The following is a 15,865-nucleotide window of genomic DNA, read 5'->3' as shown; positions in this document are numbered from 1 at the left end:
TCAAGCGTCCGACTCCCGCATCTCGGCCAGCATAGTCGGGTCGATCCCGGGAAGCAGGCCGGAATCCGCCGCGGCCACGATGATGCGCCGTTTTTCGCTGCGTCCGAACAGACGGTGTTTCTTGACCATCGGATATCCCAGATGTGTCAGCCCCAAAAGCGGCAGGGTCGACAGGTAGGGCTTGCGCCGCCCGGCCGCGCGCAGCAAATCGCGCGCCGCATCGATCCAAGCCCCGTCGCGGGGCTGCGCCGCCAGATCGGCGTGCCGGCGCGCGAGATCAGGGTCGGGGATATGGGCGTGGTCGAACTGGATGCCGACCTCTTCGTCCGACAGGCGGGCGAGCGCGGTCTCGTAATCCGCCTGGCCGATCATGCCGTGGCCACGCAGACCTGCGCGGAAGAGCGCGTGCGGCAGCCCCTTTTCTCCGCGTTTCACCGTCACGGCCTTGTTCGAGCTTTGTCGGTAGGCCGTCCAGTATCGGGCAAACGCCGCGTGGCGCAGCGCGCCCGTATTCAGAAGCAGGAAGTACGAGGGGTAGAACACGGCGCGCCGACGCTTGCGCGGTAGCTCCACGACTCCGACGAAATCGGCGTCCGCCGCCTCCATCCGTCGGATCAGGTCGGCACCGGGGAAAACCGGGAACCAGACGCTGTCGTTCATCAGGATCAGGCGCGACGGCGCGATCCCAAGGTGATCGAGCAACCAGATGCCATCGCGGTAACCACCGAAATCATAGCCGAAATTCTGCCGCTCGACGATGCGCCACGCGGCGGGGCCCAACGCGGCACGATCGGCGTCCTTCAGCGACCCGTTCGAGATGACCAGGGGGGCGTAGCCCTGCGCGGCCAGATGGCGGCAGGTCTGCAGGACCGAGGGCGCCAGCCCCGCGGGCTGGTAGATCAGCAGCAGCGCGATCTTCGGGCCCGGCCCCTGATCCGGCCCCAGCGCGACGGCACCGTCTGTCTGCACAAGGTTGCCGGGACGCGCCGCGTCGTAGCGCGCCAGGCGACGGCCGGCGAACAGTCGTTCGGCCAGTCCGGCCGCCTTCGGTCCCAGCCGCGCGATTTCGCGGCGTATCTTCCAAGCTTCGGGTCGTCTCATGCACATGCCCTGCCGCAAAGCCCGCCGGACCACAAGCGCGGTCGCGGCGGCCTCTTGATACCAAAGCGGCCCCAGTCCGTCCGAGCCGCCCCGCCCGGACTGCGCCACCCGGAACGAAAAAGGGCCGCCCCGATGGGCGACCCTTGGTATCATCGGCCGGGGATAGCCCCGGCGCAAGGCAGATCAGCGCTTCGAGAACTGGAAGCTGCGGCGGGCCTTGGCGCGGCCGTACTTCTTCCGCTCCACGACGCGGCTGTCGCGGGTCAGGAAGCCGGCGGCCTTCAGCGGGCTGCGCAGGCTGGGATCGTAAAGCTGCAGCGCCTTCGAGATGCCGTGCTTGACCGCACCGGCCTGACCCGACAGACCACCGCCCTTGACGGTGGCGACCACGTCGAACTGGCCTTCGACATTGGCGATCTGGAACGGCTGCTTCAGGATCATCTGCAGAACGGGACGTGCGAAGTAGGCCGTGACCTCTTTGCCGTTCACCGTGACCTTGCCCGAGCCGGGCTTGATCCAGACACGGGCGACCGCGTCCTTCCGCTTGCCGGTGGCGTAGGACCGGCCCAGGTCGTCGCGCACGGGTTCGCGTGGGGCAAGCGTCTCGCCGGCAGAGCCCTGCACGCCGCCGATGTTGCCCGAAACGGCTTCGTTGAGGTCGTCGAGCGACTTGATTTCATCAGCCATGATCAGGCCTCCCGGGTGTTCTTGGCGTTCCTGGACTTGACGTCCAGAACGGTGGGCTGCTGCGCCTCGTGCGGATGCTGCTCGCCGGCATAGACGCGCAGGTTGGTCATCAGCTGGCGGCTCAGCTTGTTGCCGGGCAGCATGCGCTTGACGGCCTGCATCACCACGCGTTCGGGGTGCGCGCCTTCAAGGATCTGGCCCGTGGTGCGGGACTTGATGCCGCCCGGGTAGCCGGTGTGCCAGTAGTTCGGCTTGTCGCGCTTGCGCCCCGTCAGCTGCACCTTGTCGGCGTTGATGACGATGACGTTGTCGCCCATGTCCATCGAGGGCGTGAAGCTCGGCTTATGCTTGCCGCGCAGGCGGGTGGCGATGATCGAGGCGAGGCGGCCCAGAACGATGCCTTCGGCATCGATCAGGATCCAGCTTTTCTCGATCTCAGCCGGGGTCGCTGTATAGGTCTTCATTGCGTCCGGTCCTGTCGAAAGAATTCGCGTGGCGACGTGACCGGAACCGGCCCGCCGCAGGATGGGCGAGTTCTACCCATTCCTGCGCGCCGGTCAAGTCGCACATGCCCGATAAAAACGCATGAAAACAGTAGCTTGAAAATAAGGTATCATTATACCCCATCAATTCGGCGCGACGATGGCCCTCAGACCTCCACCTCCGACGGCGGATGGTTAAGCAGCGAGGCCAGGGTTTCCAGTGCCCCGACATAGACCTCCTGCGCCATCGAGGCGTTCAGCGCCAGCCGCACGGCGTTGGGCGCACGCCCGTCGACGAGCGCAAAGAGGTCGGCGGGACGCAGCAGGATGCCGCGCTCCTCGGCGGCACGCTCGAAGCTCGAGGCGCGCCAGCCCCGCGGCATCGACATCCACAGAAACGGCACGCCATCGCGGGCGGCGATCCCCTCGCCCGCGGCCGAGGCGCCAAGGATCTCGCGTGCCAGCGCCACCCGCCCGGCGGTCGCCTGTCGCACCCGATCGCGCATCAGGTCGACCTGCCCGCTTTCCATCAGGCGCTGACACAGCACCACGACCAGACGAGACAGGCCCATGATCTGCTGCTGGGCGGTGGCGACCGCCCGCGGCGCCCATCCCGTCGGCGCGACCACGCCGCCAAAGCGCAAGGCCGGGGAAAAGGATTTGGAGAACGACGCGACATACCACCCCCGCTCGGGCGCAAGCGCGCGATAGGTCGGGGCCTGTGGCTGCCCGACCGAAAAGCAGTCGTCGTCTATGATGTGCAGATCGAAACGTCGCGCGACCTCGACGATCTCGGCCCGCCGCCGCGGCGTGGTGAAGACGGTCGTGGGATTATGGGCCTCGGCACTGGTACAAAGCACCGCGGGTCCATGCTTGCGGCAGAGCGCAGCCAGCGCCGCGGGATCCGGCCCCTCACGATCCATGGGGACCCCCACCACCAGCGCTCCGGCCAGCGCAGCGGCATGGCGGAACCCTGGATATGCAAGCTCCTCGGTAAAGACGACACGGCGTGCGCCACCCACGAGCGTCTGAAGCGCGATCAGGACACCATGCTGCGCGCCCTGGCTCAGCACCACGTCCTGGGCCGTGGCGGGGCCATGTTCGATCTTCGAGATCCACGCAAGGAACGCGTCCGCGGCGGGCCCGTCATCGCGCCGCTGCGGATAGTCCAACAGCGCAAGGTCGTCCCCGCCTATCCCCTTCAGGACGTCCTGCACCGCCGCCGACTGCCCAACCTCGGGCACCACAGAACTGCGCAGGTTGATCGCCCGTGGCCGGGCCTCGGAGACCAGGAAGGGCGGATCGACGATCTCCTGCCGCGATGCCACGAAGGTGCCGCGCCCTGTCTCGCCGCGCAGCACCCCCTCTTCGGTCATCAGACTGTAGGCCCGCGCCACCGTGCCGGGCGTGATCCCCAGCCGGTAGGCAAGATCGCGTACCGGAGGAAGCCGAACCCCCGGGGCCAGAACCTCTTGCGAAACCGCCTCGCGGATCGCCGTCGCAAGGGCCGCGTATTTTGGCCCCGACCGTTCCGTCAGATCCGGCACCCAAATTGTACTCAACACAATATAGACCTTTCCGCCATGGGACGGCGATTGTATCACATTGGAAAGCAGATAGCACAGATATTGTACTGATACAATTAAGGAGTCATCCCATGTCCGCCCGGTCGTCCCTGTTCGCCCCCCTGCCCCGTCTGGGCTTTGCCCCCCGGGGCCGCAGCCGCGATGTGGCGCCATGGCCGATCAGCGTGTTCCTGGCGTGGGACGCCCGTCACCGCATGCGGCGCCACCTGGAAACCCTCCCCGATAGTGCGATCACCGATCTGGGCCTGACATCGGACGACAGGCGCAGGGAATGCGCCAAGCCGATGTGGCAGGCGTAACTCCGCCTGCCACGTGGTGCACAGGAACCCTTGTCCGCCTGTTTAGCTAAAATGCAGAAAAACGGTCTTGCGCCAGCGACCCCGAGGCCATAGGTGCCCCTTCACGAGCGGGCCGATCCCAACCCCGATATCACATCGGGGGGGCGCTAAGGACCCACGGAACGAACTACTGGCTAGAAGGGGCAGTGCCATGGACGGCGCCAACCTCTTCCAACTGGGGTACGGTCTGGAGACTGGCGCCCATGCGGAAGATTCCCGCAGCACTGATGCTGCGCTCACCCGTGACGTTTTCGACGAAACGCGCGACGACCATTTCATCCGGCGAGACGGCCGGGTCTTTGCCGGCACCCACCTAATCATCGAGGTGGTGAACGGCACCGGTCTGGACGATGAGGCGCGCATTCAGCAGGCCTTTCGCGACTGCGTGACGACCTGTGGCGCGACGCTGCTGCATATCCACACGCACAAGTTCTCGCCGCAGGGCGTATCCGGCGTGGCCGTGCTGGCCGAGTCCCACATCTCGGTCCATACTTGGCCCGAGATCGGCTATGGCGCCTTCGACGTCTTCATGTGCGGCGATGCCGAACCCTGGCGGGCCGTCGACGTGCTGAGCGCGGCGTTCGATACCGCCGACGTGCGGGTCAAGGAATTGCTGCGCGGCGATGGTCTGGTCGACGCGCCCGCGATCTCGGCCGCATGAAGCATTTCAGCCGGGGCGCCCAGCCCCGGCCATCCGGCAGCCCGTCACGGACGGCCTGCCGCATCCCCCAATCTCTCCTGCAGGAACCCGAGAAGCGCACGCCGCGCCCTTGCAGCGGCGCGATCATCGGCATTGGGCGGCCGCGCCTCCTTCGGCGGCATGGAAAAGCCATGCCCGGCATGGCCGTAGGCCACGAGATGCCAGTCGGCTTTCGCCTCGGTCAGCTCCTCCGCTAGCGCCGTGACCGCCTCTGGCCGGCCTAGCGCATCGCTCCAGCCATGCAGGACGAGGACAGCGGGCAATATCTCCTGCGTGTCCCATGGCGGCGGATCGTAGACGCCATGGATCGACACCGCGGCGGCAAAATCCGCGCCGCTGCGTGCCAGATCTAGCACCGCCTTGCCTCCAAAGCAGTACCCCACGACCGCGACACGGGCCGTATCGACGTCCGGCTGCCCCTGCAGAACTGCCAGGCCACGTGCCACCCGGTCCAGCAGCACCTCGCGCGCGCCATCCAGCTCCTTCATCAGCCCCATCGCCTCGTCCTGATCGGCCGCGCGATGCCCCTCGCCGTAATAGTCGGCAACCAGCACGACATGACCTTCGGCGGCCAGATCCTCGGCCTGCCCAATCTCGAAGGGAGCGACCCCGAAGAAGGCAGGCACGATCAGCACCGCGGGGCGAGCCCCCTCAAAGCTGTCGTCCCGGACCAGCCGCCCGATCAGCCGGCGATCCTCGCCATCATAGATGCACTCGTCGTTCAAGATCATACGCGTCCCTCCGTATCCTGGCAGAAAGAGAGGGCGCGCGCGGTCGCTGTCCACCGCGCCACAGCTTGAGTGGACAGTTCGCCCGGGGTTTGCGAAACCCGCAGCGCACCCAAACGTCGCCCTACCGAGGAGCCCGCACATGACCGATACCCCGCAACCCAAGACCCCCGGCTGGACGATCGAGAAACTGCACGCCGACCACGCGCAAGCCCTGCGCGAAACGATTGTGCACTACGACAGCCAGACGGATCACCAGCGCCTGAGGGTCTTCGAGAACCCGACCTTCGGGCGGATCCTGACGCTCGACGACGTGGTCCAGGTGACTGAGCGCGACAATTTCATCTATCACGAGATGCTGACCCATGTGCCGATCCTCGCCCACGGGGCGGCGCGGCGGGTGCTGATCATCGGCGGCGGCGACGGGGGCATGGCCAAGGAAGTCCTGAAACACGACAGCGTGTCTCATGTCACCATGGTCGAAATCGACGCCGGCGTCGTGGACTTCTCGAAGGCCTATCTGCTCGGCATTTCCGACGGCGCCTTCGACGATCCGCGCCTCGACCTGCAGATCGCCGACGGCGCAATCTTCATGCGCGACACCACGGATCGCTTCGATGTCATCATAGTCGATTCGACCGATCCCGCTGGTCCGGGCGAAGTCCTCTTCACAGAAGGTTTTTACGGCCACGCCGCCCGCGCGCTGACCGAGGACGGGATCATCGTCACGCAGAATGGGGTTCCCTTCCTTCAGGGCGACGAGCTGACCGGCACCATGCGCGCCTTCCAGGCGCTGTTCTCGGATGCAAGCTGCTATCTCGCCACGGTCCCCACCTATGCCGGCGGACCGATGGCCTTCGGCTGGGGCACGAACGGCACGGCAAGACATGCCGACCTGTCGACCCTGCAGGCGCGCTTCGAGGCCAGCAGCATCGCCACGGACTACTACACGCCCGCAATACACCAAGCCGCCTTCGCCCTGCCCCCTTACATCTCGCGCCTCATCCCCTGAAGACGCCCCCCCTTCTTCTCTTCCAAAATACTCCCGCCGGAGGCATCGTCGGCGCGCTCGCGCGCCGACCTGACAATCATGCGGCGCCGCGAGGCACGTCCGCTTTCCCCCTCAGTGCAGGGTGAACTCTCCCGTGACGTGACGCCACTGCCCCGGCGCAATCAGCTTGCGGTGCGTGAACCGGACGGAATGCAGCGGCCCGTCCATTTCCGCCTGCCAGAACTCCACGAACCCGAACAGCCGCGGATGGTCCGGCGCCTGATCGTAGTCCTGCCAGACGAAACTGTTCAGCACGCTGCGGTAATCCGGCATACGGTAGAAGAATTCGGCCAGGGTGACGCCATAGCCCTTGAGAAGCATCTCGGTTTCCGACATGTCGCGCGCTGCCCCGGTTGGTTGACCCGTTTTCAAAAGACTGACACATCGACGATAGTTTGCAACGGAAACAGGGTGTTATCACTCCGTTACGTCGGCTGCTCATCTAACACGGGGGCGGCCATTGCACGCAATATCCGGCTTGCGCTATAGTCGGTCCAACAACATATAGAGATAACAGGCGGAGCGTCCGATCTCGTGAGCGACATCCCCGAACCCCCCGAAAACGAACAGGAAATGAGCCCAGAGGGTTCAGGTCCGCGTGGTCCGTCGATCTCGATCGCGGACGAGATGCGCGCGTCGTTTCTCGACTACGCGATGTCGGTCATCATCAGCCGCGCCATTCCCGACCTGCGCGACGGTCTGAAGCCGGTTCACCGGCGCATTCTCTATGCGATGCACGAAACCGGCAACACGCACGACAAGTCCTACCGCAAATCCGCCCGACCGGTCGGCGACACCATGGGCAAGTACCACCCGCACGGCGACTCCGCGATCTATGACGCACTGGTGCGGATGGCTCAGGACTTCTCGATGTCGCTGCCGCTGCTGGACGGTCAGGGCAACTTCGGCTCGATGGACGGCGATAGCGCCGCGGCGATGCGTTACACCGAGGTTCGGATGGACCGCCCGGCGCAGTTCCTGCTTGCCGACATCGAAAAGGAAACCGTCGACTTTCAGGACAACTACGACGGCAAGGACCGCGAACCCGCCGTCCTGCCCGCACGGTTCCCGAATATGCTGGTCAACGGCGCGGGTGGCATCGCCGTCGGCATGGCCACCAACATCCCGCCGCATAATCTGGGCGAGGTCATCGACGCAACGCTGGCCCTGATCGCCGACCCCGATCTGGATAGCCATCAGCTGATGGAGTACGTGCCCGCGCCCGATTTCCCGACGGGCGGCCTGATCCTCGGCCGATCGGGCGCGCGGAAGGCCTATCTCGAGGGGCGCGGCAGCGTCACCATCCGCGCCCGCACGCATATCGAGGATATTCGCCGCGACCGGCAGGCCATCGTCATCGACGAGGTGCCCTATCAGGTCAACAAGGCCAACCTCGTCGAACGCATCGCAGATCTCGCGCGCGAGAAGAAGCTTGAGGGCATCTCGTCGGTGCAGGACGAATCCGACCGGGTCGGTGTCCGCGTCGTGGTCGAGCTAAAGAAGGACGCGACCGCCGAGGTGGTGCTGAACCAGCTCTTCCGCTTCACGCCGATGCAGACCACTTTCGGCTGCAACATGCTGGCGCTTTACGGCGGCCGCCCTGAACAGCTGACCCTGCGCGATTTCCTGACGCATTTCATAACCTTCCGTGAAGAGGTCGTAACCCGCCGCACCGCCTACGACCTGCGCAAGGCACGCGAGCGCAGCCATATCCTGTGCGGCCTTGCCGTCGCGGTATCAAATGTCGACGAGGTCGTCGCGACGATCCGCTCGTCGGCGGATGCGGCCGAAGCGCGGCACCGCCTGATGGAGCGGCGCTGGCCGGCCTACGAGATCGCCGACTACATCCGGCTGATCGACGACCCCAGCCACACCGTGAACGAGGACGGGACCTATAACCTGTCCGAGATCCAGGCCCGCGCCATACTTGAATTGCGGCTGCAGCGCCTGACCCAGATCGGCGTCAAGGAAGTTACCGACGAACTTGAAGAGCTTGCTGCCAAGATCAAGGATTACCTAGATATTCTGCGGTCGCGCGAACGGGTGATGGAAATCATCTCGAACGAGCTGACCGAAGTGCGTACCCTTTTCGCCGTGCCGCGCAGGACCGAGATCGTCGACTGGGCCGGCGACATGATGGACGAGGACCTGATCGAGCGGGAGGACATGGTCGTCACCGTCACCCAGGGCGGGTACATCAAGCGCACGCCACTGGCCGAGTTCCGGTCGCAAAAGCGCGGCGGCAAGGGCCTGTCGGCGGGCGGCGGGCTCAAGGAAGACGACGTCGTCACGACGCTGTTCGTCGCCAACACGCACACGCCGCTTCTGTTCTTCACCAACACTGGCATGGTCTACAAGCTGAAGACGTGGCGTGTGCCTCAGGGCAGCCGCGCCTCGCGCGGGCGGGCCCTGTCGAACGTGATCGACGGCCTTGAAACCGGGACCGGTATCGCCGCGATCATGCCCGTCGACCGCGACGAGGCCGACTGGAACGAACTGCAGATCGTCTTCGCCACCTCGGCGGGCGACGTGCGGCGCAACCAGCTGTCGGACTTCACCAACGTCATGCGCAACGGCAAGATCGCGATGAAGCTGCCCGAGGGCGTCAGCCTGGTGAATGCGCGCATCGCCGACGACAGCTTCGACGTCATGCTGGTGACGGCCAATGGCCGGGCGATCCGCTTTCCGGTGACCGACGTGCGCATCTTCCGCGGGCGCGACTCCACCGGCGTGCGCGGCATCCGGCTGAACGGCGACGACACCGTCGTGTCGATGGCCGTGATCCGCCACTTCGACGCGACCAGCGAGGAACGCGCCGCCTACCTCAAGCAGCGCCGCGCCGTGGCCGGGCTGTCCGACGACAGCGACCCCGATGAGGACGACGACAGCGGCGCCGAGGCGGCGCAGGACTTCGACCAGCGCCGGTATGTCGAGATGTCGGCGGCCGAGGACCTGATCCTGACCGTCACGACCGGCGGCGCGGGCAAGCTGTCGTCGAGCCACGACTACCCCGTGCGCGGACGCGGCGGCCAGGGCGTGCGGGCGATGGATGCGGCGATGCGCGGCGGCCGCCTGGTCGCCAGCTTCCCGGTCGAAACCGGCGACCAGATCATGCTTGCCACGTCGCGCGGGCAGTCGATCCGGGTGCCGGTCGACGGCATCTCGTTCCGCTCGCGCGGAGCGGGCGGCGTGCGTGTGTTCAACACCGGCGCAGGCGAAGAGGTCGTGTCGGTCGCGTGGATCGCGGACCAGGGTGACGAAGACGGCCCCGAGGACGAGGGCTCGCAGCCCGGCCCCGACGACGCGGGCCCCGACAACGCGGGTCCCGACGCCACCGGATCCGGCGCGGAGACTGACGCCGACTGACGCGCCCGGCCCCGCCCCGAATGACACTATCCGACGCGCCCCCGGGGATCCCCTGCGGGGCGCGTCGCCGTTCAGGTCAATCAGAGTTGAACCACAAAGGCGCCCCGCCCGAAGAAATTGCAATTGCGAGGTTGCAGATCGCAGGTACACTTAGCTCCAGGGGGCCGTGATCTGAAGGGAGCCGCGGATGGAGCGGTGGGACGATCTGCGCTATCTCGTTGCCGTTCACAAGACGGGCACGATGTCCGGGGCGGCGCGGTTGCTCGGGGCAAATGTCGGAACGGTGTCGCGCCGGATCGACAAGCTGACGGAAGTTTTGGGCGCGTCTCCCTTTCTCAAGACCCCAGAGGGCTGGACCTCGAACCCGGACATGGCGCCACTGATAGAGGCGGCGCTGTCCTTCGAAAGTCAGCTGACGACCGCGATGAACACCACCCGCGCGGCGCGCCACGACGTCCCCGTTCCGCTGCGGCTGGGCTGTCCGCCGATCATGACCTCGCTGATCCTCCTGCCCAGCCTGTCCCAGCTTCAAGAGGTGCTGCCCGGGGTGCGGCTGACCATCTCGCATCACCGCACATCGAACGCGCTGGGGGAAAACGATCTTCTGATCACGCCACGGCTGCCGGACAAGGGGCGACTTCTGACCCGGGGGATCGGCGCGCTTCGGATTGGGTTTTACGCGTTGCGCGGCGCCCCGCCGTCCGAGGACTGGGTGGGACTGGAAGCGGGGATGGACGATACTGCCCTGATGCAATCGGCCGAACGCCACTTTGGCCGGCCGCCGATCCTGCGGCTCGACGGTCTGGACTTCGTGGCGCAGGCGATCATCACCTCGGCCCTCGCCGGACCCTTGCCCGCGCTTCTGGGCGACAGCCGGCCCGAGCTTGTGCCCGTTGATACCAACGAGCCCCCGACCGAGGTGCCCTTTTGGCTGTGCTACCATGAAAGCCGCCGAGGCGACCCGGCGCTCGCCGCCGTGACGGGCTGGATCACATCTGCCTTCGAGACCGCGCGCAGCCGCTGATCGGGGCTTGCGCGACTCGGGGCCGGCATGGGACACTTGGCCAACAGCCTATAAAAAAACTGAGGCCGAGCAATGCTTTATCTATCGTCGCGCCTGCGGGGCGCGGTCAGGATAGGTGCGTCCTTCCTGATCATGAGCGAGGCGGCCGACGCGGTCGTTCTGCCCGAGATCACCGCCGACGCGATGACGACGTACGGCGCCCCGCTGCATGCCGATCTGTCCACCGCGACACTGGTGCTGCACGGCATCCTGGTGCTGTCGGGCCTGCTTTTGCTGCTGAACCGCAGGCCGCGTGTGGCAGCCGGCATCAGCGCCGCGATATATGCCGGCGCAACGGTGGTGGCCCCCGATTTCGGTGGCGACACCGCGCGCGGCCTCGGCCTTGCCATACTCGCGCTCTGCACCCTGTTCCTGATGTCCTGGACGGATCCGCGCGGCAATCCGCGCCGCCGGGGGTTCCTCTGACCCTTTCGCTTTCCTGCCATGCCGGATGCGCCGGTCAGTAGGCGCAGGCATGACGTCGCGGGTCCTTCCCAAGCCCGGCGCGCGGAGTTACATGGGCGGCATGAGTGATGTTCTACATATCGTCGGCGGCGGCATGGCCGGCTCCGAAGCCGCGTGGCAGGCCGCCGAGGCCGGACTGGACGTGGTCCTGCACGAAATGCGCCCCGAAACCAGTACCTTTGCGCACAAGACCGGGGATCTGGCCGAGATGGTCTGTTCGAACTCGTTCCGCTCGGACGACGACGAACAGAATGCCGTCGGGCTGCTGCATTGGGAAATGCGCGCCGCGGGCGGCCTGGTCATGGCGATGGCCGACGCGCATCGCCTGCCGGCGGGCGGCGCACTGGCGGTCGATCGCGATCCCTTTGCCCGTGCCGTGACGGAACGCCTGCACGCGCACCCGCGCATCCGTGTCGAGGCGGGCGAAATCGATCACCTGCCCGAGGACGGGCACTGGATCTTTGCCACCGGGCCGCTGACCTCGCCCGCGCTGGGGCAGGCCATCGCCGCGGCGACGGGGGCCGAGGCGCTTGCCTTCTTCGACGCGATCGCCCCCATCGTGCACGCCGACAGCATCGACATGTCGGTGGCGTGGGAGCAGTCGCGCTATGACAAGGGTGACACCGAAGACGAGCGCCGCGCCTACATCAACTGCCCGATGACGCGCGACCAGTACGAGGCCTTCATCGACGCGCTGATCGCGTCGGACACCACCCAGTTCCACGAAGGCGAGACGGCGGGCTATTTCGACGGCTGCCTGCCGATCGAGGTGATGGCCGCCCGCGGACGCGAAACCCTGCGCCACGGCCCGATGAAGCCCGTGGGCCTGACCAACGCGCACCGGCCCGAGGACAAGGCCTATGCCGTGGTGCAGCTGCGCCGCGACAACAAGCTGGGCACGCTTTACAACATCGTCGGGTTCCAGACCAAGATGCGTTATGGCGCCCAGGCCGAGGTGCTGCGGATGATCCCCGGCCTGCACGAGGCGCGGTTTGCCCGGTTGGGCGGCATTCACCGCAACACCTTCCTGAACTCGCCCCGCCTGCTCGATGCGCAGATGCGGCTGCGGGCGCGGCCGAACCTGCGCTTTGCCGGGCAGATCACCGGTGTCGAGGGCTATGTCGAATCCGCCGCGATGGGGCTTCTGGCGGGCCGTCTGGCCGCGGCCGAGATCGCCGGGGCCGAGCTGCCCCCGGTGCCCGAGACGACGGCGATGGGCGCCCTGCTGACCCACATCACCGGCGGCGCCGATGCCAAGACGTTCCAGCCGATGAACGTGAACTTCGGTCTCTTCCCCCCCGTCGACGCCAAGGGCGGCCGCCGGGGTCGCAAGGATCGCTACAAGGCATATACCGACAGGGCCAAGGCCGATTGGCAGGCGTGGCTTACACCGCAGCCTGCCCCGGCCGATCCCGCACCTGCCTGACCCCAAGGAAGACCAAGAGTTTCAAGGACCTGCGGCTCTCTTCAAAGGTCCTTGCGAAATGTCTTTTTAAGTTTCGGAAAGCGGGTTAGCGTCATGACATGTCCAAGCCCGATTTCCTCTCTCGTGCCTATACGCTCGGCTCTGTCGACGAGACCCGAAAGCTCTACGACGACTGGGCCGCGGACTACGAGGCCGAGCTGACGCGCCAGGGCTATGCCACCCCGCTGCGGATGGCGTCGACTCTTAAGGAGTATCTGCGCGATCGGGCCGCGCCCGTACTCGACTTCGGGTGTGGCACGGGCCTGTCGGGGGCGGCATTGTCTAAAGCCGGCTTTCGCACCATCGACGGCTGCGACCTGTCCGAAGAGATGCTGAGCCATGCCCGCGCCCGCGGGATTTACCGCAACCTCTGGACCAGCAAGGCGGGCGCCCGTTTGCCCGGACGCACAGGCACTTACGACGCGATCGTCGCCTGCGGCGCGATATCGAAGGGTGCCGCCCCGGCCTCGGCCCTAGGGCGGCTGGTGCAGGCGCTGGCACCCGGCGGGCTTTTGCTGCTGTCCTACAACGACCACACGCTAGCCGACCCGGAATACACGGGCGAGATCGACCGCCTGATCGGGGATCGCGACATCGCGCCGCTGCGGCAAGAGATGGGCGCACACCTTCCCGGGCTGGGCCTGCGGGCGATGATCTACGTCTTCGAACGCCAGTGACGTCCGGCTTAACGACGCGTTTCGCCCCGTCGCCGACGGGGCCGCTGCACCTGGGCCACGCCTTTTCCGCCCTGTTGGCGCATGATCGCGCCACCCGGCAAGGCGGAACCTTTCTGCTGCGGATCGAGGATATCGACCAGTCCCGCGCAAAGCCGCAGTGGCGGGATCAGATCGACACGGATCTTGCCTGGCTCGGGCTGGATTGGCCGCGCCCCGTCCTGTGCCAGTCGACGCGCCTGCCCGCCTATACAGCTGTCCTGAAACACCTGTGGAAGGTGGGGCTGATCTTCGAATGCCGGTGCAACAGGCGCGATATCCTCGACGCCGCCTCGGCCCCGCAAGAGGGCGTGGCGCCGGTGATCGGGCCCGACGGCGTGGTCTATCCCGGCACCTGCCGCCATCGCGATTCGCAGCAGGGCACCCGCCCATTCCCCGTGGATGCCGCGCTGCGGCTGCGGATGGATCGCGCGCTGCAAATCGCCGCGCCCGACGGAGACCTGTGGTTCGAGGAAACCGGTACGGGCCCCGCGGGCGAAACCGGGCGAGTGCGGATCGACGCGGCCACCCTGCCCGATCGTATCGGTGACGTGGTGCTGGCCCGGCGCGGCATGGGCACCTCCTACCACCTCTCGGTCGTGCTGGACGACGCCCATCAGGGCGTGACCGAGGTGACGCGCGGGCAGGATCTGTTCGACGCGACCGCGATCCATGTCGTCCTGCAGCGGGTGCTGGGCCTGCCCCAGCCCCGTTACCACCACCACCGCCTGATCCGCGACGACACCGGACGCCGCCTGGCCAAGCGCGAGGATGCCCGCGCCATAGCCCGCTATCGCGACGAGGGCGCGACCCCGCAGGACATCCGCGCGATGGTCGGGCTGGCCTGAGGCCTAGCCCATGGGCGCCATAACCTCGACCTCGGCCCCGTCGCGAACCGAGGTGTAAAAGCAGGATTTCCGCCCCGTATGGCAGGCCGGGCCCACCTGCTCGACAAAGGCCAGCAGGCAATCGCGGTCGCAATCGATGCGCAACTCGACCAAGGTCTGCACATGCCCGCTGGTCTCTCCCTTGGCCCAGAACGCCCCCCGTGACCGCGACCAATAGGTCATGCGGCCGGTTTCCAGGGTGCGGCGGATCGAGGCCGCGTTCATCCACGCCATCATCAGGACTTCACCCGTACCTACCTCCTGCGCGATGCAGGGGATCAGGCCGGCCTTGTCGTAGGTCAGGGTTTCGGGATCAAAGCTCATGTCATCACCTTTCCAAGTCGGGGTGCGGGGCCTATCTAGGTCGGTGCAACGGAAAGCGGAAGCCATGGCCGACAGCGACCTCATCAAACTCTACTCCGAGCGGATCCTGACGCTGGCGGCGGATCTGCCGAAAACCCGCAGGCTGGAGGCGCCCGATGCCACGGTCAAGAAACGCTCGCCGCTCTGCGGATCGACCGTGACGGTAGACGTTGCGTTGCAACCCGATGGCCGGATCGCGGACTGGGGTGCCGACATCAAGGCCTGCGCCTTGGGCCAGGCTTCGGCCTCGGTCGTGGCGGCGAACGCCATCGGCCGGTCTGAGGAGGAAATCCTGCGTGCTCGTGATGAGTTGCGCGCCATGTTGAAGGCAGAAGGTGAAGCCCCATCTGCCCCGTTCGACGGGCTGGCCGTCCTTGAACCCGCGCGGGACTACAAGAACCGCCACGCTTCGATCCTTCTCGCGATCGAAGCCACCGCCGAGGCGATGGACGAGGCCCGCAACCGCGATACCGCGCAGCAAGGCTGACCCCTAACTCTACGTTTCGACAGAAAAAACCGCCGCACATCCGATTGGATGGCGGCGGAGGGTGCGCGTCTTGTTACGTTCGACCCACCCGGCGTCGAGGCAACGACACCGGGGGATCAGAGGAATGGGCGCCGCTCACAGGCAGAAGAGCGAGCGCCACCGGGCCGAACCAGACCGCAGGCAGAAACAGGGACCCGGGGCTGTCAGACCAGTCCCGGAAGATAAAGCGCAGCAAGAAGAAGCCCGGCCAAGGCGATGGCGCCGGCGAAATCCTGCGCCAAGGTGGCGCGGGACCGGTCAAGGGTATCGAGGATCTGATGCAACATCCGAAGGCTCCTTTCGTCTGGTTGCTCATTTGTTCTCATAATTTGTTCTTCGTGTAA

General features: G+C 66.3%; 18 protein-coding genes. 10 read left to right on the top strand and 8 right to left on the bottom strand.

All coding sequences use genetic code 11. The features are described 5' to 3' along the window. The 4 genes from EKE94_RS02450 to EKE94_RS02435 form a co-directional block, all read right to left on the bottom strand. Nucleotides 1-1,101 (bottom strand): rhamnan synthesis F family protein, encoded by a 1,101-nt coding sequence (locus EKE94_RS02450; protein ID WP_127905006.1) that lies wholly within the window; start codon nt 1,099-1,101, stop codon nt 1-3. Between the two features lie 183 nt (nt 1,102-1,284). After that, nucleotides 1,285-1,788, bottom strand: a complete 504-nt coding sequence (gene rpsI, locus EKE94_RS02445) for a 30S ribosomal protein S9 (protein WP_127905005.1) — start codon at nt 1,786-1,788, stop codon at nt 1,285-1,287. 2 nt (nt 1,789-1,790) lie between these two features. Continuing rightward, nucleotides 1,791-2,252, bottom strand: coding sequence for a 50S ribosomal protein L13 (gene rplM / locus EKE94_RS02440; RefSeq protein ID WP_127905004.1), 462 nt, complete (start codon nt 2,250-2,252; stop codon nt 1,791-1,793). A gap of 185 nt (nt 2,253-2,437) precedes the next feature. After that, complete coding sequence (locus EKE94_RS02435) at nt 2,438-3,835, bottom strand: aminotransferase-like domain-containing protein (protein WP_127905003.1); 1,398 nt, start codon at nt 3,833-3,835, stop codon at nt 2,438-2,440. A gap of 92 nt (nt 3,836-3,927) precedes the next feature. Between EKE94_RS02435 and EKE94_RS02430 the strand changes: the two genes are divergently transcribed. Then, complete coding sequence (locus tag EKE94_RS02430) at nt 3,928-4,155, top strand: DUF1127 domain-containing protein (protein ID WP_127905002.1); 228 nt, start codon at nt 3,928-3,930, stop codon at nt 4,153-4,155. A 190-nt stretch (nt 4,156-4,345) separates the two neighbouring features. Next, nucleotides 4,346-4,855, top strand: coding sequence for an adenosylmethionine decarboxylase (gene speD, locus EKE94_RS02425; RefSeq protein ID WP_127905001.1), 510 nt, complete (start codon nt 4,346-4,348; stop codon nt 4,853-4,855). A gap of 44 nt (nt 4,856-4,899) precedes the next feature. Here speD and EKE94_RS02420 read toward each other — a convergent pair whose 3' ends face one another. Beyond that, entirely contained in the window at nt 4,900-5,625 is a 726-nt protein-coding gene (locus EKE94_RS02420) for a dienelactone hydrolase family protein (RefSeq protein WP_127905000.1), read from the bottom strand. Nucleotides 5,626-5,764: 139 nt separating this feature from the next. On the opposite strand from EKE94_RS02420, the gene speE reads away from it, so the two are divergent. Beyond that, nucleotides 5,765-6,634, top strand: a complete 870-nt coding sequence (gene speE / locus EKE94_RS02415; protein WP_127904999.1) for a polyamine aminopropyltransferase — start codon at nt 5,765-5,767, stop codon at nt 6,632-6,634. A gap of 111 nt (nt 6,635-6,745) precedes the next feature. Here the strand turns inward: speE and EKE94_RS02410 are convergent, their stop codons facing one another. Next, nucleotides 6,746-7,009: an usg protein gene (locus EKE94_RS02410; RefSeq protein ID WP_127904998.1), complete on the bottom strand. Its 264-nt coding sequence runs from the start codon at nt 7,007-7,009 to the stop codon at nt 6,746-6,748. A gap of 198 nt (nt 7,010-7,207) precedes the next feature. Here EKE94_RS02410 and gyrA point away from each other — a divergent pair, with 198 nt between their 5' ends. From gyrA to gluQRS, 6 genes are all read left to right on the top strand, one after another. Next, nucleotides 7,208-10,039, top strand: coding sequence for a DNA gyrase subunit A (gene gyrA, locus EKE94_RS02405; RefSeq protein ID WP_206615000.1), 2,832 nt, complete (start codon nt 7,208-7,210; stop codon nt 10,037-10,039). Nucleotides 10,040-10,226: 187 nt separating this feature from the next. Next, nucleotides 10,227-11,063 carry a LysR family transcriptional regulator gene (locus EKE94_RS02400; protein WP_127904996.1) on the top strand — a complete coding sequence of 279 codons (837 nt, stop codon included), beginning with the start codon at nt 10,227-10,229 and terminating at the stop codon, nt 11,061-11,063. 72 nt (nt 11,064-11,135) lie between these two features. Then, nucleotides 11,136-11,528 (top strand): hypothetical protein, encoded by a 393-nt coding sequence (locus EKE94_RS02395; protein WP_127904995.1) that lies wholly within the window; start codon nt 11,136-11,138, stop codon nt 11,526-11,528. Between the two features lie 100 nt (nt 11,529-11,628). After that, nucleotides 11,629-12,993 (top strand): methylenetetrahydrofolate--tRNA-(uracil(54)-C(5))-methyltransferase (FADH(2)-oxidizing) TrmFO, encoded by a 1,365-nt coding sequence (trmFO, locus tag EKE94_RS02390; protein WP_127904994.1) that lies wholly within the window; start codon nt 11,629-11,631, stop codon nt 12,991-12,993. Between the two features lie 98 nt (nt 12,994-13,091). After that, entirely contained in the window at nt 13,092-13,709 is a 618-nt protein-coding gene (locus EKE94_RS02385) for a class I SAM-dependent DNA methyltransferase (protein ID WP_127904993.1), read from the top strand. Continuing rightward, nucleotides 13,706-14,593, top strand: coding sequence for a tRNA glutamyl-Q(34) synthetase GluQRS (gene gluQRS, locus EKE94_RS02380; RefSeq protein ID WP_127904992.1), 888 nt, complete (start codon nt 13,706-13,708; stop codon nt 14,591-14,593). Before EKE94_RS02385 ends, gluQRS begins: the two co-directional genes overlap by 4 nt. Before the next feature lie 3 nt (nt 14,594-14,596). Here gluQRS and hisI read toward each other — a convergent pair whose 3' ends face one another. Continuing rightward, nucleotides 14,597-14,956, bottom strand: coding sequence for a phosphoribosyl-AMP cyclohydrolase (gene hisI / locus EKE94_RS02375; protein ID WP_127904991.1), 360 nt, complete (start codon nt 14,954-14,956; stop codon nt 14,597-14,599). 64 nt (nt 14,957-15,020) lie between these two features. On the opposite strand from hisI, the gene EKE94_RS02370 reads away from it, so the two are divergent. Next, entirely contained in the window at nt 15,021-15,482 is a 462-nt protein-coding gene (locus EKE94_RS02370; RefSeq protein WP_127904990.1) for an iron-sulfur cluster assembly scaffold protein, read from the top strand. A gap of 203 nt (nt 15,483-15,685) precedes the next feature. On the opposite strand, the gene EKE94_RS19030 is transcribed toward EKE94_RS02370, so the two are convergent. Then, entirely contained in the window at nt 15,686-15,808 is a 123-nt protein-coding gene (locus EKE94_RS19030; RefSeq protein WP_268878268.1) for a hypothetical protein, read from the bottom strand. Nucleotides 15,809-15,865: the final 57 nt, after the last annotated feature.

Origin of the sequence: Mesobaculum littorinae, from assembly GCF_004011175.1 — a bacterium.
In the GTDB taxonomy this organism is placed as follows: domain Bacteria; phylum Pseudomonadota; class Alphaproteobacteria; order Rhodobacterales; family Rhodobacteraceae; genus Tranquillimonas; species Tranquillimonas littorinae.
This window is presented reverse-complemented; position numbering and strand designations above follow the sequence as displayed.

Excerpts from the sequence above, each read along its gene's own strand:
- EKE94_RS02400 (WP_127904996.1), top strand. The coding sequence starts at position 10,227 with ATGGAGCGGTGGGACGATCTGCGCTATCTCGTTGCCGTTCACAAGACG.
- EKE94_RS02395 (WP_127904995.1), top strand. The coding sequence starts at position 11,136 with ATGCTTTATCTATCGTCGCGCCTGCGGGGCGCGGTCAGGATAGGTGCG.
- rplM (WP_127905004.1), bottom strand. The coding sequence starts at position 2,252 with ATGAAGACCTATACAGCGACCCCGGCTGAGATCGAGAAAAGCTGGATC.
- EKE94_RS02385 (WP_127904993.1), top strand. The coding sequence starts at position 13,092 with ATGTCCAAGCCCGATTTCCTCTCTCGTGCCTATACGCTCGGCTCTGTC.
- EKE94_RS02430 (WP_127905002.1), top strand. The coding sequence starts at position 3,928 with ATGTCCGCCCGGTCGTCCCTGTTCGCCCCCCTGCCCCGTCTGGGCTTT.
- speD (WP_127905001.1), top strand. The coding sequence starts at position 4,346 with ATGGACGGCGCCAACCTCTTCCAACTGGGGTACGGTCTGGAGACTGGC.
- EKE94_RS02420 (WP_127905000.1), bottom strand. The coding sequence starts at position 5,625 with ATGATCTTGAACGACGAGTGCATCTATGATGGCGAGGATCGCCGGCTG.
- rpsI (WP_127905005.1), bottom strand. The coding sequence starts at position 1,788 with ATGGCTGATGAAATCAAGTCGCTCGACGACCTCAACGAAGCCGTTTCG.
- hisI (WP_127904991.1), bottom strand. The coding sequence starts at position 14,956 with ATGAGCTTTGATCCCGAAACCCTGACCTACGACAAGGCCGGCCTGATC.
- EKE94_RS02370 (WP_127904990.1), top strand. The coding sequence starts at position 15,021 with ATGGCCGACAGCGACCTCATCAAACTCTACTCCGAGCGGATCCTGACG.
- EKE94_RS02450 (WP_127905006.1), bottom strand. The coding sequence starts at position 1,101 with ATGAGACGACCCGAAGCTTGGAAGATACGCCGCGAAATCGCGCGGCTG.
- EKE94_RS02410 (WP_127904998.1), bottom strand. The coding sequence starts at position 7,009 with ATGTCGGAAACCGAGATGCTTCTCAAGGGCTATGGCGTCACCCTGGCC.
- EKE94_RS19030 (WP_268878268.1), bottom strand. The coding sequence starts at position 15,808 with ATGTTGCATCAGATCCTCGATACCCTTGACCGGTCCCGCGCCACCTTG.
- trmFO (WP_127904994.1), top strand. The coding sequence starts at position 11,629 with ATGAGTGATGTTCTACATATCGTCGGCGGCGGCATGGCCGGCTCCGAA.
- speE (WP_127904999.1), top strand. The coding sequence starts at position 5,765 with ATGACCGATACCCCGCAACCCAAGACCCCCGGCTGGACGATCGAGAAA.